Source organism: Roseitalea sp. MMSF_3546 (assembly GCF_030732865.1).
In the GTDB taxonomy this organism is placed as follows: Bacteria; Pseudomonadota; Alphaproteobacteria; order Rhizobiales; family Rhizobiaceae; genus Roseitalea.
This window is the reverse complement of record NZ_JASHKB010000002.1, coordinates 13,585-32,128: the sequence shown is the minus strand read 5'-3', so window position 1 is coordinate 32,128 and position 18,544 is coordinate 13,585. Positions and strand designations below refer to the sequence as shown.

25 protein-coding genes and 1 tRNA gene are annotated in these 18,544 nt (G+C 62.5%); 15 read left to right on the top strand and 11 right to left on the bottom strand.

All coding sequences use genetic code 11. The features are described from left to right. Positions 1-4: 4 nt before the first annotated feature. On the top strand, positions 5-202 hold the full coding sequence (locus RBB34_RS02020; protein ID WP_306117519.1) for a PLD nuclease N-terminal domain-containing protein: 198 nt from the start codon (positions 5-7) through the stop codon (positions 200-202). 117 nt (positions 203-319) lie between these two features. Continuing rightward, complete coding sequence (locus tag RBB34_RS02015) at positions 320-619, top strand: hypothetical protein (protein WP_306117518.1); 300 nt, start codon at positions 320-322, stop codon at positions 617-619. A gap of 40 nt (positions 620-659) precedes the next feature. On the opposite strand, the gene RBB34_RS02010 is transcribed toward RBB34_RS02015, so the two are convergent. After that, positions 660-1,427, bottom strand: coding sequence for a Crp/Fnr family transcriptional regulator (locus RBB34_RS02010; RefSeq protein ID WP_306117517.1), 768 nt, complete (start codon positions 1,425-1,427; stop codon positions 660-662). A 97-nt stretch (positions 1,428-1,524) separates the two neighbouring features. Between RBB34_RS02010 and RBB34_RS02005 the strand changes: the two genes are divergently transcribed. Continuing rightward, positions 1,525-1,893 (top strand): hypothetical protein, encoded by a 369-nt coding sequence (locus RBB34_RS02005; protein WP_306117516.1) that lies wholly within the window; start codon positions 1,525-1,527, stop codon positions 1,891-1,893. A 20-nt stretch (positions 1,894-1,913) separates the two neighbouring features. Here RBB34_RS02005 and RBB34_RS02000 read toward each other — a convergent pair whose 3' ends face one another. Next, a complete protein-coding gene (locus tag RBB34_RS02000; protein WP_306117515.1) occupies positions 1,914-2,120 on the bottom strand; it encodes a NepR family anti-sigma factor in 207 nt (68 codons plus the stop codon). A 127-nt stretch (positions 2,121-2,247) separates the two neighbouring features. On the opposite strand from RBB34_RS02000, the gene RBB34_RS01995 reads away from it, so the two are divergent. Further along, entirely contained in the window at positions 2,248-3,042 is a 795-nt protein-coding gene (locus RBB34_RS01995) for a response regulator (RefSeq protein WP_306117514.1), read from the top strand. A 148-nt stretch (positions 3,043-3,190) separates the two neighbouring features. Next, entirely contained in the window at positions 3,191-4,120 is a 930-nt protein-coding gene (locus tag RBB34_RS01990) for a PAS domain-containing sensor histidine kinase (protein WP_306117513.1), read from the top strand. A gap of 16 nt (positions 4,121-4,136) precedes the next feature. On the opposite strand, the gene RBB34_RS01985 is transcribed toward RBB34_RS01990, so the two are convergent. The 4 genes from RBB34_RS01985 to RBB34_RS01965 form a co-directional block, all read right to left on the bottom strand. Continuing rightward, positions 4,137-5,498 carry an NAD-dependent succinate-semialdehyde dehydrogenase gene (locus tag RBB34_RS01985; protein WP_306117512.1) on the bottom strand — a complete coding sequence of 454 codons (1,362 nt, stop codon included), beginning with the start codon at positions 5,496-5,498 and terminating at the stop codon, positions 4,137-4,139. Positions 5,499-5,618: 120 nt separating this feature from the next. Beyond that, positions 5,619-6,548: an exopolysaccharide biosynthesis protein gene (locus RBB34_RS19830; protein WP_346432522.1), complete on the bottom strand. Its 930-nt coding sequence runs from the start codon at positions 6,546-6,548 to the stop codon at positions 5,619-5,621. 17 nt (positions 6,549-6,565) lie between these two features. Next, the gene (locus RBB34_RS01970; protein WP_306117511.1) at positions 6,566-7,117 is read right to left on the bottom strand and encodes a sigma-70 family RNA polymerase sigma factor; all 552 of its coding nucleotides are present in this window, start codon (positions 7,115-7,117) and stop codon (positions 6,566-6,568) included. Next, entirely contained in the window at positions 7,114-7,266 is a 153-nt protein-coding gene (locus RBB34_RS01965; protein WP_306117510.1) for a NepR family anti-sigma factor, read from the bottom strand. The genes RBB34_RS01970 and RBB34_RS01965 overlap by 4 nt, the downstream gene beginning before the upstream one ends. 219 nt (positions 7,267-7,485) lie before the next feature. Between RBB34_RS01965 and RBB34_RS01960 the strand changes: the two genes are divergently transcribed. Then, positions 7,486-7,647 (top strand): DUF1328 domain-containing protein, encoded by a 162-nt coding sequence (locus RBB34_RS01960; RefSeq protein ID WP_306117509.1) that lies wholly within the window; start codon positions 7,486-7,488, stop codon positions 7,645-7,647. Between the two features lie 44 nt (positions 7,648-7,691). Here the strand turns inward: RBB34_RS01960 and RBB34_RS01955 are convergent, their stop codons facing one another. Next, on the bottom strand, positions 7,692-7,970 hold the full coding sequence (locus tag RBB34_RS01955) for a hypothetical protein (protein WP_306117508.1): 279 nt from the start codon (positions 7,968-7,970) through the stop codon (positions 7,692-7,694). A 112-nt stretch (positions 7,971-8,082) separates the two neighbouring features. Between RBB34_RS01955 and RBB34_RS01950 the strand changes: the two genes are divergently transcribed. Next, entirely contained in the window at positions 8,083-8,292 is a 210-nt protein-coding gene (locus RBB34_RS01950; protein ID WP_306117507.1) for a hypothetical protein, read from the top strand. A 131-nt stretch (positions 8,293-8,423) separates the two neighbouring features. Here RBB34_RS01950 and RBB34_RS01945 read toward each other — a convergent pair whose 3' ends face one another. Together RBB34_RS01945 and RBB34_RS01940 are read right to left on the bottom strand one after the other, a co-directional pair. Then, on the bottom strand, positions 8,424-8,624 hold the full coding sequence (locus RBB34_RS01945) for a CsbD family protein (protein WP_306117506.1): 201 nt from the start codon (positions 8,622-8,624) through the stop codon (positions 8,424-8,426). Next, a complete protein-coding gene (locus tag RBB34_RS01940; protein WP_306117505.1) occupies positions 8,621-9,622 on the bottom strand; it encodes a YihY/virulence factor BrkB family protein in 1,002 nt (333 codons plus the stop codon). The genes RBB34_RS01945 and RBB34_RS01940 overlap by 4 nt, the downstream gene beginning before the upstream one ends. A gap of 285 nt (positions 9,623-9,907) precedes the next feature. Here RBB34_RS01940 and RBB34_RS01935 point away from each other — a divergent pair. The 8 genes from RBB34_RS01935 (at position 9,908) to RBB34_RS01900 (ending at position 15,921) form a co-directional block, all read left to right on the top strand. Then, positions 9,908-9,984, top strand: a tRNA-Arg gene (locus tag RBB34_RS01935). A gap of 588 nt (positions 9,985-10,572) precedes the next feature. Next, positions 10,573-11,562, top strand: a complete 990-nt coding sequence (locus tag RBB34_RS01930) for a thiamine pyrophosphate-dependent dehydrogenase E1 component subunit alpha (RefSeq protein ID WP_306117504.1) — start codon at positions 10,573-10,575, stop codon at positions 11,560-11,562. Between the two features lie 16 nt (positions 11,563-11,578). Beyond that, positions 11,579-12,598 (top strand): alpha-ketoacid dehydrogenase subunit beta, encoded by a 1,020-nt coding sequence (locus RBB34_RS01925; protein WP_306117503.1) that lies wholly within the window; start codon positions 11,579-11,581, stop codon positions 12,596-12,598. A gap of 73 nt (positions 12,599-12,671) precedes the next feature. Beyond that, positions 12,672-12,905: a biotin/lipoyl-containing protein gene (locus tag RBB34_RS01920; protein ID WP_306117502.1), complete on the top strand. Its 234-nt coding sequence runs from the start codon at positions 12,672-12,674 to the stop codon at positions 12,903-12,905. Beyond that, a complete protein-coding gene (locus RBB34_RS01915) occupies positions 12,902-13,582 on the top strand; it encodes a 2-oxo acid dehydrogenase subunit E2 (RefSeq protein ID WP_306117501.1) in 681 nt (226 codons plus the stop codon). Before RBB34_RS01920 ends, RBB34_RS01915 begins: the two co-directional genes overlap by 4 nt. Beyond that, positions 13,579-14,292 (top strand): hypothetical protein, encoded by a 714-nt coding sequence (locus RBB34_RS01910; RefSeq protein ID WP_306117500.1) that lies wholly within the window; start codon positions 13,579-13,581, stop codon positions 14,290-14,292. Before RBB34_RS01915 ends, RBB34_RS01910 begins: the two co-directional genes overlap by 4 nt. A gap of 84 nt (positions 14,293-14,376) precedes the next feature. Continuing rightward, positions 14,377-15,480: a TIM barrel protein gene (locus RBB34_RS01905; protein ID WP_306117499.1), complete on the top strand. Its 1,104-nt coding sequence runs from the start codon at positions 14,377-14,379 to the stop codon at positions 15,478-15,480. Between the two features lie 78 nt (positions 15,481-15,558). Continuing rightward, positions 15,559-15,921 (top strand): antibiotic biosynthesis monooxygenase, encoded by a 363-nt coding sequence (locus RBB34_RS01900; protein WP_306117498.1) that lies wholly within the window; start codon positions 15,559-15,561, stop codon positions 15,919-15,921. Here RBB34_RS01900 and RBB34_RS01895 read toward each other — a convergent pair. Then, the gene (locus RBB34_RS01895; protein WP_306117497.1) at positions 15,908-17,389 is read right to left on the bottom strand and encodes a helix-turn-helix domain-containing protein; all 1,482 of its coding nucleotides are present in this window, start codon (positions 17,387-17,389) and stop codon (positions 15,908-15,910) included. The two genes, RBB34_RS01900 and RBB34_RS01895, sit on opposite strands and share 14 nt — an antisense overlap. A gap of 241 nt (positions 17,390-17,630) precedes the next feature. After that, a complete protein-coding gene (locus RBB34_RS01890) occupies positions 17,631-18,533 on the bottom strand; it encodes a LysR family transcriptional regulator (RefSeq protein ID WP_306117496.1) in 903 nt (300 codons plus the stop codon). Positions 18,534-18,544 lie beyond the last annotated feature (11 nt).

Sequence of the window (18,544 nt, the reverse complement as noted above, 5' to 3'; positions counted from 1 at the left end):
TCCGATGGGCATCGAGACCGGAGGCCTTCTCGGCCTGCTGCTGCTGATCGCCATGGTCTGGGCGATCTACAGCATATTCCAGTCGGCCGCATCGACCGGCGCCAAGGTGCTGTGGACGGTGCTGATCATCGTCGTGCCCGTCGTCGGCCTGATCATCTGGCTGCTGTTCGGCCCCAAGGGGCGCAACAGGCACGCCACCTGAAATCGGCCCGGCGTGCCCGAGCCCGCCTGAGGGTTCGGAGGCCGCCGCGTGACCGATGACGCAGGACGCGGGCGCGACCGAGGCGCTCGCGCCTGCATTGCGGCAAGGGAGTGTGCAATGTCGACAAATCGCAACCCGTCCATCATCAGCGGCGCGCTCGGCCCCGAGCGTGACATGACGCCCGAGCAGGTCGCCGCCCATGGCGAATGGACCGATCAGGAAAAGATCAAACGTCTCGAACAGATGAAGACCGACGCGCTCGCCCGCGAGCGCGACGACGATCAGATCGCCGAGGGCGGCGATCATCCCGATCTGCGCATGATCGAGCGGGCGATCGAATCGGTCAAGAGTGGTCAGGCCGACCAGAAGGCCGAAAAGCACAAGGCGCGGCCCACCTGGACATCGGGTGTGCAGTAGGCGCACCGCGCCGCGCGGACATCGTCACATGGGTGGCCTTTCAAACGAAGGGCCGCTTCTCGTCCGGCAGGCCCTGCCAGCCGGCAATGTCGCACAACCGATCGATGTCGAGCACGCGCACCCCCGCCTCGCGCCAGGCAATCACCTTCAGATCCTGAAGCTTGCGCAGCGTCTTGTTGGTGTGCACGAGCGACAGGCCCAGTGTGTCGGCCAGGTGTTGCTGCGTCAGCGGCGTAATGTCGACGTCATCACCCTCGAATAGACCGACGGCCTTCGCGCGCGCCTGAATGTAGGCGAGCAGATAGGCGGTGCGCTCGACGGCCGTGCGGCGGCCGACGCTGAGCAGATGTTCATCGAGGATCCGCTCGTCGCGCGCCGCGATCCACGTGATGTCGAAACCCAGCGAGGGGTTCCGGCTGTAAAGCTCCATCAGGCGGCTGCGCTCGAAAAGGCACAGCCGCATGTCCGAAAGACATTCGACCGCGTGCTGCATCTCGCGCATCAGCGAGGCCTGCAAGCCGACGAAATCGCCCGGCATGACATAGTTTAGGATCTGCCGCCGGCCGTCCTGCAGGGTCTTGTAGCGAAACCCCCACCCGGAAATCACCGTGTACAGATGCGGGCTGTTGGTGCCCTCGACAAACAGCGTCGAGCGCGCCTCGGCCAGCAGTTCGCCGCGCTTGAAATGGGAGACGAAGGCCAGTTCCTCATCGTTTTCGAAGTCCCGGAAATGACCCGAAGAGCGCAAGGGACACTTCTCGCAGGGTATGGCGCGCGTGTTCGATGGCGGTGTGGTGGGCGGTGTCATCGGCCTCCCCGATCCCGGTGACGGGCTATGTCAAAGTTAAAAGCCGCAAACGGCGGGACCTGCTAGACGAATGGGCCGATCAATCAAAGGAAGACCCATGGCGCATCCCGCTGGCTGGACGATGCTGATCATCGAAGACAAGCTGCTCATCGCCATGAACATCGAGCAGACAGCGCTCGATCTGGGTGCCGGCAAGGTCACCATCCTGCGACCCGCCGAAGCGCTCGAATTCATGCCCGGCGCCGACTTCGCCGCCGACATCGCCGTTGTCGACTACCGGGCCGCCGACGGCAGGCGGCGCGAACTGCTCGGACTTGTCGCCGACACCGGTGCAACGCTCGTGATCGTGACCACCGATCACGAGGGCATGGATGACCCGTTGCTCGATGGCGCGCGGATCATCTTGCGCAAGCCCTTCAGCGATGCCGATCTGCGCGATGCCCTCGTCAGGGCACTGAGCCGCTGATCGGCCCGTCGCGATGGCGATCATCCCGTGTCGTCCGGCTTTTCGTTCTGCTCGAGCTGGTCGAGCAGCGCCTTGAACCGGTCCGGAACCGGGGCATTGACGACCTCTTCATAGCTTTCGCGCAGCTTCTCCCCGATCTTCCGTACCGCCGCCTCATCGCCTCCCTGCCCGGAATCGGCGGCATCCTCCCCCTTCTTCTCGGCCCTGTTGGTGTTCGCCGTTGTCATGTTAACCTTGCCCTTTCCCCGTATCAGGCCCATCAACGCCTGAGCACGAAAAATGTTCCACGACCGGGAACCGGCAACGGTCAACGCACGTTGATTTGTGTGACGGTCCGGACAGGAGGAAGACTATATGTCGCTCGCAGCACGCATTACACCCCATATCCCCCTTCTGCGAAGGTTCGCACGGGCCCTTACGGGTTCGCAACAGGCTGGCGATGCCTATGTCGCGGCCCTGCTCGAGGCGCTCGTCGCCGATCCGTCCGTCTTTCCCGAGAGCGACGATGCCCGCGTCGGCCTTTACAGGGCGTTCGTTGCGCTGTGGTCCTCGCTCGATGTGAATCTGCGCGGCGAGCAGCCGGGCAACATGTCCAATGAAGGCGCCGAGCGCAATCTGCAGGCGATCGCGCCGCTTCCGCGCCAGGCGTTCCTTCTGACCGCGGTGGAAGGCTTCGACCGCCAGGACAGCGCCGAGATTCTGGGCGTTTCGGCGGGCGAGGTCGACAGGCTGATCGACCAGGCATCGCGCGACATAGCCCAGCAGGTCGCCACCAGCGTGCTGATCATCGAGGACGAGCCGCTGATCGCGATGGACGTCGAGGCGATGGTCGAGGAACTGGGGCACCGTGTCACCGGCATTGCGCGCACCCACGCGGAGGCGCTGGCCGCCTTCGAAAAGGAACGACCGGGCATCGTCCTGGCCGATATCCAGCTCGCCGATGGCAGTTCCGGGCTCGATGCGGTCAACGACATTCTCAAGTCAGTCGACGTTCCCGTCATCTTCATCACGGCGTTTCCCGAACGGCTCCTGACGGGCGAGCGGCCCGAGCCGGCTTATCTGGTGACCAAGCCGTTCCATCCGCAGACCGTGGGTGCATTGATCAGCCAGGCGCTCTTCTTCTCGCAGGCCCGGCAAAAGGCGGCCTGAGACAGGATCGTCACGCAAAGGGGCGCTGCAAATCGGCGCGCCCGACCCTAAATTGGAGGGGGTTCAGGCAACTCACCGACGATCTCTCGCAATGCCCTCAAAAAACCCAGATTTCAAGTCGCTGGCGACAGCCTTGTCGGGATCGCCGGTGACCATTTTCGCACAGGACGCGAAGGGACGTTTCCAGTGGTTCGTTAACCTGCAGTCGATCTGGGCCAGCCAGGACCTTGTCGGAAAGACCGATGCCGACGTTTTTGACGCCGAAAGCGTCGCCGCCTTCCAGCGCGCCAAGGAACGCGCCGGCGACGGCGGCACGCGCCAGACGGTCGAACTCTCCCCGCGCACGGAAATCATCCCGATGGGTGCGCAGTGCCACCTCAAGGTTTCGGTCGAGCCGCTGACCGGTGCGAACGGGGCGATCGAGGGTTACCTGTGTTCCTCCATGGACACCACGCTCGAAAAGCAGCGCGAAGCGACCTTGAAGACCCTGCTTCTGGAGGTGTCGCACCGCTCGAAGAACATGCTGGCCATGGTGTTGGGCCTGTCGGCGCAGACCGCGCGCTCGGCACGCAGCATCGACGGGTTCCTGCGGGCGTTCACCGGCCGCGTCCAGTCGCTGTCCAAGTCCCAGGACGTGATCACCGACAGCGACTGGCGCGGCGCCCGCTTTCGCGAACTGGTCGATCACCAGGTGATCAACGTCGTCCAGCTCGGCGGCGCCCGCATCGAGGTGAGCGGCGACGATCCGAACCTGCGGCCCAATGCGGGGCTGCATATCGGCCTGGCCCTGCACGAACTGGTCACCAACGCACTCGTGCATGGTGCCCTGGTCCAGACCGGGGGCAATGTGAAGATCCGCTGCGAGGTCATCCATTCCAAGTCCGAGCCGCCGGTCGCCAGGATAACCTGGCATGAACGCTCGGCGGCACAGCCCTCACCCACGCACAACGAGACAAGCTTCGGCAAGACCATGCTCGAACGCATCGTGCCGCGCGCCGTCGACGGCAGCGGCACGCTCGAGCTCAGGCCCGATGGCGTCGTCTATACGCTCACCGTCGCCGGCACGCAGTTTCACTGACGCAAATCAGGGATTTTCAGGCGATCGAGACGGTCTTGACGTTGACGAAGCCCACAATGCCCTCGCGCGAGAGTTCGCGGCCATAGCCCGAATTCTTGACGCCGCCGAATGGCAGGCGCGGGTCGGAGGCCACCTTCTGGTTGACGAACACCGATCCGGCTTCGATCGCATTGACGAAATGATCGATCTCGTCCTGATCGCGGGTCCAGACCGCACTGCCCAGACCGAATGGCGTCTCGTTTGCAAGCCGCACCGCATCGTCGATGCTCGCCGCCTCGAAGACCATGGCGACCGGACCGAACAGCTCCTCGAACCGGGTGCCGGCATTGTCGGGAATGTCCGCAATGAGCGTCGGCTCGAAGTAGTGCCCCGGCCGGTCGACCGGCGCACCGCCGCAGATCACGCTGGCGCCGGCATCGGCCAGCGCACGCACCTGTGCGTCCAACCCCTCGAGCGCCTGCCGGCTGGACAGCGGGCCAAGCTCGGTGTCCTCGTCCATCGGATCGCCGATCTTCAGCGCCTGGAAACGGTCGGCCATCGCCTCGACAAATCGCGCATGGATGTCGCTGTGCACGATGAACCGCTTGGCGGCGATGCACGACTGCGCGTTGTTGATCATGCGGGCGGCGACGGCCGTTTCCACGGCCGCATCCAGATCGGCGCTCGGCATGACGACGAACGGATCGCTGCCGCCAAGTTCCAGCACGCTGGGCTTGATGTGCTTGCCTGCCAGGGCAGCCACCGAGCGGCCCGCCGCCTCGCTGCCGGTCAGCGTGACGGCGCGGACGCGATCGTCGGCGATGATCGCCTCGACCTGATCGGAGCCGATCAGCAGGGATGCGAACACCCCCTGTGGGAACCCGGCCTCCAGAAAGCTTTCTTCGATTGCCATGGCACATTGCGGCACGTTGCTGGCGTGCTTGAGAAGACCGACATTGCCCGCCATCAGCGCCGGCGCGGCAAAGCGGAAGACTTGCCAGTAGGGAAAGTTCCACGGCATGACGGCCAGCACGATGCCGAGCGGCTGATAGCGGACGAACGATTTGGCCGCGCTCGACTCGCGCGTCTCGTCTGCCAGGAAGGTTTCGGCATTGTCTGCGTAGTAGTGGCACACCCACGCGCACTTTTCGACCTCGGCGCGCGCTTCGGCGATCCGCTTGCCCATTTCCGTGGTGGCAAGGCGCGCCATCTCGTCGCGGCGCGCATCGAGCACTTCGGCCACCCTGCGCAGGAGCGCCGCCCGGTCGGCGACGGGCGTTGCGCGCCATTCCTCGAACGCCGCCCGAGCGTTGCCGATCGCATTTCTTGCGTCTTCAGCGCTGTGGCGGGCAAAGGATTTTTCGGTTCTGGCAGTGGCGGGATTGACGCTGTCTGGCATCGAGGACCTCGGCAAGAAAGAGCGGGAGAGAGGCTTGACGGGGACTTGGGGAGGAAACAGCCTCTCTCCCGACCGTCCAGTTGGGGACGGGCCGGACGGTGATCCAATTGGATCCCCGGTTCAACGCAGCCACGTCCGGCTGGTTCCACCTTGGCCGGCCGGTTTCACCGCTAATGGTTGCGCAGCGCGTCGATCAGTTCGTCCCTGGACATCTCCGAACGGCCCTCGATGCCGATCTCCCGGGCCCGCTCGTACAGATCGTCGCGCGTCCATTCCTCGTAGGCATCTGATTTTCCGCCCTTCTTGGACGGCTTTCGCGAGGGGTTTGCCTGTGCGTTGGCAATACGCGCCGCCTTTTCCTTCGACGCGCCCTTCTCGCGCAGTTTCTGATAGACCTCGTCTTGTTTGACCGTCGGTCCATGGTCTTTTCCAGGCATTTGTCTCTCCATTGTCGATGTCCATCATGTCGCGACCGTGGTGAAGCGCCAGAACGCCCACAGCCAGACCGGGCACAGGACCCAGCCCAGCACGGCGCTCAGCCCGTCGCGTGCGACGATCGCCGTTGCAAACAGGCAATATGATCAGGCTCGGGATGACCACCGCCCACGGGATCAGGATGACCGGGAAGAACGAAATCGCCAGGATCACGCTCGCCGCTGCCATGAGCCGGTCGCCAAGGCGCGAAACCATGAATTGAAGGCGCGGCGCCAGCACCCGGTCGATCCGCCTCGTCCATGACCGCATCTTGGCGGTGGCGGCATCGACCTTGTCGGCATCCACCGTCAGGCGTTCGAAATAGCCCGGCAACCAGGGCTGCGTGCGGCCGAGCGCGAACTGGCCGCCGATCAGGATCAGGATGAACGCGATCACGAACGACGCGCCCGGCAGGGCGCCCAGCGGCGAGATCGATATCAGCGCGGGAGCGCCGAGCAGCGCGCCGAAGCCGCGACTGCCGAATGCGCCGACCATTTCGCTGACCGACATGGCTTGGCCGGCATTGGCCTGCTCCAGCTCGTCGACGATGTCGGTCAGCGTGGCGGCCTGGGCCATGCCCGCCTCCCAACCGGTCAGGCCACGGCCGGCTTTGCCAGCACATGGGTCGAGACCGCATCGGGACCGTAGTCGCTGCTGTCATCGATCTTGAGCAGTTCGGCCAGCTTGGTGCGCGCGCGCGACACGCGGCTCTTCACCGTGCCGACGGCGCAGCCGCAGACCTCCGCCGCCTCCTCGTAGCTCAGCCCCGACGCGCCGACCAGGATGATGGCTTCGCGCTGGTCCTCGGGCAGTTTCTGCAGCGCGGTCTTCATGTCCTGCAGGTCGAGTTTCCCCGACTGCTCGGGGTGCGCGGCCAGACCTTCGGTCAGCGCGCCGTCGGCGTCGGCCACCTCGCGCCCCTTCTTGCGCATCTGCGAATAGAACTCGTTGCGCAGGATCGTGAACAGCCAGGCACGCATATTGGTGCCGGGCATGAATGTGCTCTGCTTGTGCCACGCCTTGACCAGCGTTTCCTGCACCAGATCGTCGGCGCGGTCGGCATTGCCGCTAAGCGAAAGAGCGAAGGCGCGTAGGCTGGGAATCGAGGTGAGCAATTCCGTCTTGAAGTCCGCACTGCCCGTCATTGACTGGCCCTTTTCAGGCTGGATTTGTCTGGCGCGCGCTCGGCCTCGGCGCGCTCGAGTTCGCCCAGAAGGGCGGTGAACCTGTCCGGCACGGGCGCTTCGACCATCGCCTGGTAGGCCGATTTCAGCCTTTGGCCAATCTGCTCCACCGCGATGTCGTTGCGGTTCTCCCGCTCTATCGTTCTTTGAAAAGGAATAACGTTCATGACTGCTCTGAAGGCTCTTTCTTTCGCCTTTCAAACGACGCAGCAGGCGAAAGGTTCCGCCGGCCACCGCATCGACGCCCGGACGGCCGGGCGCGCCGCTGCGACCGGAACCAGCCGCCGCCGAGGGCGTTGACGGCCCAGTCCAAGCGATAGGAGACAACCATGCTCGGATGGGCAATTGCATTCCTCGTCATCGCCATCATTGCCGCCGTTCTCGGCTTTGGCGGCATCGCCGGCGCGTCGGCGGGAATCGCGCAGATCCTGTTCTTCCTGTTCCTGGCCCTGTTCGTGGTCAGCCTGATCTTCCGGGTCATGCGCCGATAGGACGAGGACCTTTCGGGCGGGGTCGCGGCGCAGTGCCGCGGCCCTTATTTTTCGTCCATACCCATTTGGCGACGCAACGCCGCGATCGCATTGTCAAGATCGCGCTCGATCGGGGCGAGTTCATGGTTCGGATCGGCTTCCACTCTTGCGAGCACCTCGCGGCGCATCGCCTGCAATTCGGCCAGACGTTCCTCGGCCGGCGCTTCGGAAACCATCATGGCGCGCACATCGCCCGGCGTGATGGAAAGCGCGGTGCGCTCGATGTCGACCGGATCGCCGACTTCCGACTTGACCGGTTCCTTGTTGCGTCCATTATCGGACATTGTCGATGTTCCTCGTTTCGCGGCAAGCAGCTTCGATAGCCTTGCTCGAGTGTCCGGAACCGATGCATTGCTGCTTCGTTCCAATTGTCTGACACACAAAGGAGCCCATTTGATGACCGACGGCACCAATGGTCGCAGGGACGATCACGATCGCAAGGTCGACGCACGCAATCGGCACCTGGCGCAGGAGGCCCAGACCGATACCGAACTGGAATCCATGGTGCCGCCGACCTGGGGGCCGGGAATGTGGTGGCGGATCGGCATTGCCGTGCTTGCCGTCATCATCCTGGCACTGTTGATGTTCCGGGCAATCGGACCCTGACGGCAGGAACCGCCCGATTGGGGCGGCCCTGCAAGCGATGATCTCGCCTTGATCCCTTCATGTGGTGAAGTGCATGGGACCGTCCGCCTCCGATCGGTCGCACGCGGTCTTCCCCTGCCCGAACCGGACGACTACCGCAGCGATGCCATCCAGTCGTCCACCTCGCGCTGGGCTTCTTCCTTGGACTTGCCGTAGCGCTGGCGCACGATACCGGCCAGCTCCTCGCGGTCGCCCTGGGCCTGGGCGAGATCGTCGTCGGTCAGCTGACCCCAACGCTGCTTCGCCTGGCCCTGCAATTCGGTCCATTTTCCCTTGACCTGGTCCCAGTTCATGTCGTCATTCTCCTTTCGGCGTCTTGCACCGGATGAACGTCATCGTCCCGGTTTCGTTCCCGCGCCTGCGGGGCCAGCGTATCGGCGACATGCGCCTGGCGCTCGCCCATCGGCCGATCCGGGCCGACCGTCGTGTCCTTTGTGGTGCGCCATTCCAGTTCGGCATTGAGCGCAGCGCCCGCTATCAGCACCAGCGCGCTGAAATACAGCCACAACATGAAGATCGCCGCTGCCGCGATCGAGCCGAACGTGGCGTTGTAGCGTCCGAAATTCTCGATGAAGAACGAAAGGGCGACCGAGCCCAAAAGCCACAGCAGCGTGGCCAGGATCGCGCCAGGCACGACCCAGTCCCTGCGCGGCGAGCGTCGGTTGGGCGCGTGCCTGTAAAGGAAGAACACCGCCACCGTCAGAACGAGAACGACCAGCGGCCAGCGCAGCCACAACAGCGCCGTCTCGCGGCTGTCGACATAGGGCCACATCACCGCCAGCGCCGGAACGACGGTCAGGCTGGCAATGATGATGCCCAGCGTGACGAAGGCACCGACCGTCGCGGCGAGCGACATCACGATGCTGGCGATGAAGCTGCGTTCTTCGGTCTCGCGATGCGCCCGCGTGATCGCGAAGACCAGCGCGTTCATGCCGCGCGAACCGGTCCACAGCGCCACCAGCAGGCTGATCGCCAGGCCCCACCCGGCGGTCGCGTCACGCGCGGCGAATTCGGCGATCTGCTCCTTGATGACGATGGTGACGTCATCGGGCAGCGCGGCGGCGAAGGGCGGATCGGCCACGGCGATCTGGGTCGGATCGGCGATCAGCCCGAAAAGGGAGATCGCCGCGCTCAGCGCGGGAAAGACGGACAGAAAGCCGAAGAACGCCACGCCCGCACAACGCAGATTGTTGTCCATGGCGAAGGTGTAGTTGATCGTGGCCATGCCCGCCTCCATCCAGGCGCGCCGGTCGAGCTTGACCGGCCGGCGGGCCTCGTCATGCCTGCTCATCGTCGGGCCTGTCGCTTCGCGCGCCGGATCGCGCGCCTGCATGTGTTACGGGCTGCCCCATGCAATGGCTACGCTGTGCACGCAAACAGGTTCCACCGCTGGCAGATGCGCGCGCCGAACCCGTGCGGAACCATTGCCCTCCGATGGCGGATGTCAAGTCTGGCGATTGCAAAGAGTGCTGCAAAAAGGAAGTGATTTAACAATGGCTTGAGCGAATGTCGGGTTCGCTCTTCAAGGAGCCGAAAATCTCGCGTAAGCATGGCGTAAGCATCTCGCGAACGGTATGCACCCGTAGCTCAGCTGGATAGAGCGCCGCCCTCCGAAGGCGGAGGCCAGAGGTTCGAATCCTCTCGGGTGCGCCATTTCTAATTGCAAAACAGTACGTTAAGGTAGAGACGTTTTCCTGACTAGCTGCTTACGCGAGGATTTCACGTAGGCAGACAGGTCGGATTTTGATCTTAAGGCGGCAGCGTTGATTTCTGAAAGGCCGACTTGTTTCGTGGGTCGGACCTGCGGGAGTTCGGCCACCACGGGCTCAGTGGCTTGATTGCAATATAGTTCAGATCCCACTTGCCCCTCCAGGCGGCGGTCGAGCTCTTGGCGGATGCACCGCGGTCACGAGAGCTCCGTCGTGCAACGGCGAACTGTCTCGCAGTCGTCAGACAGCGCCTGGCCTCGGCTCGCATGTTGGAAGAGCAACGGCAGACGCGTGTGTGCGCCGACGGTTGTTCTTCAGAAGTCTTTAGGGCCGTCCCAGCCGAAAGAGAACGCCGCACCGCAAAAACCTGTCTCACCCGTGGCCTTATGAGACACATGACCGCGCTCCCTGAGGCAGTTTGAGACACGTTCTTGTACCGCCTCGCTTTCCCGTTGCGACACTCCTGCCCTGTCAGCAAACCTCCGATCGACAAAACAAGCCCAGATCCATGGGCGAAGCCAGGGAGGACATCATGACGCCGTCGCGCGACCAACTGCACTGGATGTACCGCAACATGGTCACCAGCAGGAGGCTGGAAGAGGCCATTGCGAAGATCTACCTGGAAGGCAAGACGCCAGTCTTTAACATGGCCAACGGCCCCATACCGGGCGAGATGCATCTCAGCGACGGTCAGGAACCGGTCGCGGTCGGAGTGTGTGCGCATCTGACGGCGGAAGACGTCGTCACAGCCACCCACCGTCCTCATCACCAGGCGATCGCAAAGGGCGTGGATCTCGATCGAATGGTCGCCGAGATTTTTGGCAAGGCGACAGGCCCGTCAGGCGGTCGCGGTGGGCACATGCACATCTTTGATCCCGCGGTGAACTTCGCGTGTTCCGGGATCATCGCCCAGGGAATGGGGCCGGCCGTCGGCGCGGCGCTTAGCCGGAAGGTGCAGGGCAAACCCGGCGTCGCTGTTGCTTTCGTTGGGGAAGGCGCGGTCAACCAGGGTGGTTGGCATGAGGCCATGAACCTTGCAGCGCTCTGGAAGCTCCCTTTCATCTGCGTGATCGAAGACAACGCCTGGGGCATCTCGGTCGCCAAGGCTGCCGCCACTTCGGTTCCACGCAACGATGTTCGGGCAGCCGCCTACGGCATACCCGGCCACCATGTCGAAGACAACGACCCCTACGCGATCTTCGAAGTTGCCGGTGAAGCCGTCGCAAGAGCCCGCGCCGGCGAGGGACCGACACTGATCGAGGTGGAGACCTACCGTTTGGCCGGACATTTCATGGGCGATGCAGAAGCCTACCGTCCCGAAGGCGAGAAGGATGGCCTCTTCGCAAAGGACCCGATCCCGAAGATGCGGTGGCGCATGCTGACCGACGGCACGGCCACCGAGACCGAGCTGGACGCAATCGAGGTTGAAAGCGCGGAAAGGGTCGATGCTGCCATCAAGTTTGCCCGCGAGAGCGCCGATCCCGCGCCGGAGGACGCGCTGACGAGCGTCTTCGCCGCGTGAAACTAGGGAGGATAAGGTGAACAAAACGAACGAGAGAAAACTAACCATCGCGCGAGCCATGGCAGAAGCCGTGGCACAAGAGCTGCGCGTCGACCCTCGAGTCTTCGTTATGGGCGAAGACATCGGGGCCCTCGGTGGCGTCTACGGCAATACGCGAGGCCTCTTGGAAGAGTTCGGAGCTGAGCGCATACGCGATACGCCGATTTCGGAGACCGCATTCATTGGTGCAGCTGTCGGAGCTGCGCAGGACGGAATGCGGCCGGTGGTAGAACTCATGTTCGTCGATTTCTTCGGCGTGTGCTTCGACGCCATCTACAACATGATGGCCAAGAACACCTATTTCTCCGGCGGTTCGTTCAAAGTGCCCATGGTTCTGATGACGTCCACCGGCGGGGGGTATTCTGATGGGGGTCAGCATTCGCAATGCGTCTATGGCACCTTCGCTCATCTGCCGGGCATGAAAGTCGTCGCTCCCTCGAATGCCTATGATGCCAAGGGCTTGATGACTGCCGCTATGCGAGACGATAGTCCGGTGGTCTACATGTACCACAAAGGTCTGCAGGGTATGGGTTGGCTGGGAACCGAACCCGGCGCGACCGTCCATGTGCCAGAGGAAAGCTACGCACTCGAAATAGGCAAGGCGAAGGTCGTTCGAGACGGGACGGACGTAACGGTCGTCAGTCTTGGAATGGGTGTCCACCATGCCATGAAGGCCGCGAAAGAGCTGCAAGAGCAGGGTGTGAGCGCCGAGGTCATCGATCTCGTCAGCCTTGTGCCGCTCGACCGGGACACGATCCGTGCGTCAGTCGCCAAGACGGGACGCCTGATTGTCGTTGACGAAGATTACATGAGCTACGGCGTCTCCGGCGAGATCATCGCCTCCGTGACGGAGCACGACATCTCGGTTCTGAAAGCTCCGCCCAAGCGGGTGGCTTTCCCGGATGTGCCCATCCCCTTCGCGCGCGTCATGGAGCAATTCTGCCTTCCCAATCCCGACAAAATCGTTGCGGCTTGGGCAGGAATGCAGGCTGCCTGACTCCCCTCAAGAGCTTCAATGGCATCGCGATGGGGCCGCACGCCGCGGCCTCAATCAGGAAAGGACTATCTGAATGGCCACCGATATCGTCATCCCGTCTGATCTCTGGGAGGAGGACGACGAAACCGTCATAACGGCCTGGTTGGTCAACGATGGTTCGACCGTCGAGGAAGGCGCACTGATCGCCGAAATCATGACCGCCAAGGTGCAGTATGAGATCCAGGCGCCTGCATCGGGCACCGTCCACATCAAAGAAGATGCCGACGCCGTGGTTGCCAAGGGCACCGTCATTGGGGTGGTCGAATGAAGGTGCCAACGAGATCCGTGCCCTTGAAAGGCGTGCGCGGAATGATTGCCGACAAGATGGTGGAAAGCCTGCAGACCGCGGCGCAGCTAACCCACCATGGCAGTGCCGATGCCGGCGCGCTTCTGGCCGAGAAGGCAAGATTGGCTGGAGCTGGTACGAAGGCGTCGGTTGAAGATCTGCTGATGCTTGCAGTGGTCAGAGCGCTCAAGAAGCACCCGGAAATAAACGCCCGTGTAGAAGGGCGCGTGGTCCAAATCTTCGACAGTATCGATCTCAGTATCGCAATCGCCTTGCCTGGGAACGTCTTGGTTGCGCCAGCTATCGACGGGGCGGGCGAGATGGACGTCACCGCGCTGCGCGCGGCGCGCCAGGATCTCGCGACGCGAGCCAAAGCCAACAAGCTGAGCGTGTCCGAGATGACCGGAGGAACCTTCTGCGTCTCAAATCTCGGGCTCACCCGGGTGGAGCATTTCACGCCGATCCTGAATGCACCACAGATCGGCCTGCTTGGCATCGGCAGGCTGACCGATCGTGCCGTCCGCAACGACGCTGGCGCCGTTGAACTGCGGCCCTTCGTCGGGTTGTCCCTAACTTTCGATCATCGAGCCATCGATGGAGCGCCAGCTGCAGATGTTTTGACCACGATCTGCGAAGAGATCGAGGGAATCGGATCATGACCGGCCCGATCCACTCCGTGACGGACCCGACCTCAGGGCTCATGCTCGAGGCGGAGCTTTTGGCGGGCGCCGGACCGGGTGTCGTGTCGTGGACATCGAAGACCCGGGCGATTGTCTGTCCGGCGAGCATGTCGCGGAAAAAAGGCTTCAAAGCTGCCGCGGACCGTTCTGCTGCCCGAGGCTGGCCCGTCGTGTCGCGCCCGACGGGTGGCGGGGCTGTGCCGCAGGGGCCGGGCGTTCTCAATCTCGCGGTCGCGCTGACTGTGAAGCCGGGTTTCACCATCGAAGACGGCTACCGTCTACTGACCCGTCCAATCATGCATACTCTGGCCCAAGCCGACCTCCTTGCCGAGATTGGAGACACGCCCGGGAGCTTCTGTGACGGCAAATGGAACCTCTCAGTGGCAGGTCGCAAGATCGTCGGCACGGCCCAACGTTGGCGTTCGCTGCCTCAGGGTGGCACGCGTGTTCTCATTCACGCTCTGATTTTGACCCACGGACGCCTTGGCCCGGGAGCGATCGCTGTCGACGCTCTTCATCAGGGTCTGGCTTTGGGAAAGCGCGTGCGGCCTGAGGCTCACACCTCGTTGGAAGCTGTCCTTGAAGCAAGGCCCGCCGAGGTGTCGGCACTCGGCACGTCATTCCATGACGCGGCATGGCGCGAACTCACCCGAACCGCGCCAGGGCAAGAAGTTAGGGCGGCTGCTTGAGGAGAAGGCCGCACGCAACGCCCAACGAACTCACATTCGGTGAGAGGCCCTTGGAGGAGGGCATAACCCAAAAGGGAGGAAACGATGCACGAACATACTAAAGACGACAGCCCCAAGGACCCGTCACGTCGGGCGATGCTCCAAGCTGGGGCCGCCGGCGCCGTCGCATTCGGTGCAATGGGAATGGGGCTCACATCAGGCGCCAGCGCCTCCGCGCAGTCTGCGGCTGGAGATCACCGATTGATCGCCTCATGCTGGGTCCATATGGGGCCGGTTGTTCCATTCGCGGGTCGTATGTGGAGCCCCGTACCTTTCGAGTATCGCGCCCGCCAGGTCGCGGAAGCGGGTTTTCAGGGGATGGGTCTCTTCCATGACGACATCGCGTACATCCTCGAACAGCAGGCGCCGGGCAACAGCCGGGCGGACAAGTTCCGTTGGATGAAGGACGTACTCGACGAGAACGGGCTGACGACAAACGAGATCGAATTCCTTGTCAACTGGATGGTTCCGCGTGGCAACATGCTTCGGGACGGCGAACAGCCGATCCGCGAGCTGTTGATCGAGGCAGCGAACATCCTGCGGCCGACCAATCTGAAATGCGGTAACCTCGGTGTTCCTGTTGATGTGGCGACCGCAAACCAGGGTTTCCGAGAGCTCTGTGCCGATTTTGAGGAAAGCGGCGTCAACGTCTGCATGGAAATCCTGCCACCCGACCCAAATGGCGCCACTTTGGACCAGGCTATGGCGGTGACGGACGGACCACATAACGGCGGGATCTTCCTCGACACCTGGCACGTCAACAATATCCCTGGCATCACATACGATGCCATCGCGGCGCTCCAGCCGGGTGACATAGTAGGCGTCGAGTTGGACGACGGTTGGGTTGTCAATGACCAACGATACGCGCGCTTCTTCCAACGCATCGGCTCTCCCGGGTTCATCGAGTTGACCGTGAACACGCGCAGGCCGTTGGGTGAAGGCAACTTCGACGTCGTCGGCTTTATCCAGGCGGTGCACGATTCCGGCTACCGCGGTCCGTGGGGCAACGAGATCCTCTCCGAGGAATTACGCCGGCTTCCAATGGAAGTCGCCGTTCGCCATGTCCATGAGACCTCGATGAACCACGTCCGGCACGCCCTGGACGGCACAGATCTCGCCGGACCGATCCAGCTCTACAGTCGGGGTTGAATTGCCCCGGAGTATCAGTCTCCTGCAGCATAGCCCGCGGACGACAGACAACAATCAATTCAAACCGGGAGACAGAATATGCCCGACGAATCCATCCACGTCTATCTGAAGGTCGGTGTTCCGGCCGAACGAAAACATGGCTTTGAGACGATCATGCAAGAGTTGGTGGCCGAGGCAGAAAACGAGCCGGGTACGCTCATTTATGAGTGGTTCTTCTGTGACGAAGGCCGGACCTGCCACATTCAGGAGCGGTATGCCAACGCTGAAGAGGGCGACAAACACGTTAGGAACTTCGCTGAAAACTATGCGGGTCGGTTCTTCGAACACATCGACGGGATCGAAGGCGTCGTCTCGTCCAATGCGTCGCCGTACATTCGTAGCGTCCTAGACGCCATCAGCCCGACCTACGCGGCGAAAGCAGCAGGCTTTAGTCGTCTCTGACTACGGGCCGGCTCAGCCCGGCCTCTCTAATCCGCCTGTTTATTGTCGCTCGGCTTACCCCCATAAGCCGAGCGGCACGGCTTACGTTCCAATCCGCTGCCATCAATGCCGAGGTCAAGGAATGCGCTGCAGGCCCACGTGGTGCTCCAGCGTCGCGAATATGATCCGGAAGCATATCCCTTTCCAAAGAATTGGTCCCGGCTAACGTTAGCGCCTGAGAAAGCACCGCTTGCAACTCGCGAAAATTGCCCGGCCAGGGATATGTGAGCATCGGTTCAACCGCGTCTGCACACAGCTCTTGGCCGTCTGAAGCAAGTCGACGCCAGCATGCTTGGATCAATTCGACCTTGTCGCTTCTGTCCCGAAGTGGAGGCAGACAGATTTCGTGTGACGCGAACAGCGGTCTCAGGTTCGCGGGGAGTTCCTCCGCCTGAATCGTCGCAACAATCACAGTTTCGCTGTGAACGCCTCGCAAGCGTCCGTCACGGTCCAGCGCCTCGAGCCAGGCAATCAGGCGGTGGCGTGCTTTTCTTGGAATGCAATCGATGCGGTCGAGGAGCATGCTCGGCCCCGAGCCGCTGTTTAGTGCTTCGTCGGCCTGCTCGATCCATTTCGCGATCAAGCGGCCGGCTTCACCATGCGCGGCCAGTCCCGACCCGCAAAGGCGAATGACGCGTTTCATTCGTGTCGCCAAAAAACCTTCGGCGACTTGCAGCTTGCCCGTTCCGGCGGCTCCGACGATCGCCAAGGGCTGACCCAGAGATAGTATCTGTACGGCCCGCGTTGCTGCCTTGTTCGCGGCCAAGTCCTGTCCTGCAATCTGCGAAACCGCGTGAGGCAGTCTGCCGGACACGCCACCGAGGCTGGCCACTCTCCCGGGGGCTCGCTGCGCCGGCAGGGGCTTGATGAAAACCTCTTCGAATGGCCGACCGATGATGGTCTTACCGTTACCTGGCATTTGCTCGGCTGCTCGGGTCGCCGCCACAATGGTTGCGCCGTCGTCGATCGCAACCAACGCACCGGGCGGCGCTTCCGGCGATGGCGCGACAACGTGTCTGCCGCTGTGGGCGCGCAAGAAGAGCCGCGCCTGAATACCATCCGACGCTTGGTTCAGCAATTGCTGGGCCAAGACGTAATCAGCCGCATAATCGCGATCGATGCATGATAGTGTTAATGTACCCATGACGCGACCGTCGGCAGCGCGCAGAGGGACGCCGGTACAGGCGAACTCGCGCAGATTGCGGAGATAATGGTCCGGTCCCCTGGCTGTGAAAGCCTTGCCCTGTGCGAGTGCTAACGAAACACCGTTCGTCCCTGCGACTTGTTCGGTCCAGCAACTCCCGAGCGTTATACCTGCGCGTTCCAGGATGGATTGCGCAGATGGATCGGCACGAACTTCAACGACGACGCTTCCCGGATCCGTAACGACGAGGCATTGTCCGGCCTTGAGTGCGACGTCCGCCAGCAAATCGATCTCCGAGCGGACGTCTCCCAGGGCATCTCGCAACTCTCCTTGTCGGGGTGCTATCTCGGATTGCATAAGGCGCATAATAGGCACGTGCGAATCTGCTTGGATGTTAAAGATCCTCGCACATCGGTCCCATGACGACTTAACCGCCCCGCGGTGTTCGCTCGGGTGCAACAAACCGACCATTGGATACCTCCCATGGCATCTCCCGCCCGCACAGCACCGGACGCCTACTGGCCTGTCAAGCGCGCGGCAGTTTCCTGTGCGGGTGCAGCATGCCCTCAAGCGCGTCCAAAAAGACCTTTGCACGTGGCGTGGTTTCACGCCCTCCAGGCCGGACAGCCCAGATGGAGAGACGGCGTGGTTCAGCGTCTTCGAGTGGAACTTTCACCAGTTCTCCGTTCGCTAGATGGTCATCGATGTCCCAGCGCGAGTGCAGTCCAAGCCCGAGACCCGAAAGGGCGGCTTCACGCAGTGCTTCGTTCGCGTTGCTGGTGAAAGCCCCAGAAACGCGAATCTGACGCTCCGTGCCGTCATTGATGAAGGACCAAACATCCGTTCCGGTCCGCACCAGACAGGAATGCTGGGCCAGGTCATCGAGCGTTCGGGGCACTCCATTTTTCTTGATGTAGGCCGGCGCGGCGACCAGCATGATAGGGTTGTCCGCAAGCTTTCGCGCAATATGCGTCGTGGGACGCATCGTCGCTATGCGGACGGCAATATCTATCGCATTTTCAATAAGATCAACGACGCTGTCTGTCAGTTGAAGATCGATCCTCAAATCCGGATGCCTTGCAAGAAGTCCGGGCACGAATGGCGATATCGCCTTCCGGCCGAATGTGGCGGGAGCGCTGACACGCAGGGTGCCTCTTGGCTCTTCCTTGTTCGGACCGACGGAGGCTTCAGCCGCCTCCGCCTCGGCAGTGAGACGTTGAGCAGCAGCAAGGAAAACCTCGCCATCATTTGTCAGTGCGCTCCGCCGCGTCGTCCGATGAAGCAACTTGACCCCGAGATAGGCTTCCAAACGTTGAAGTCGGCGGCTCGCGATCTGTGGAGTCAACCCCATCTGCCGCGCCGCCTCGGACAGGCTCCCAGCGGCGGCGATCCGTTTGAAAAGCGCAACATCCTCGAGGTTCAAGGGCATCGCTTGATTTT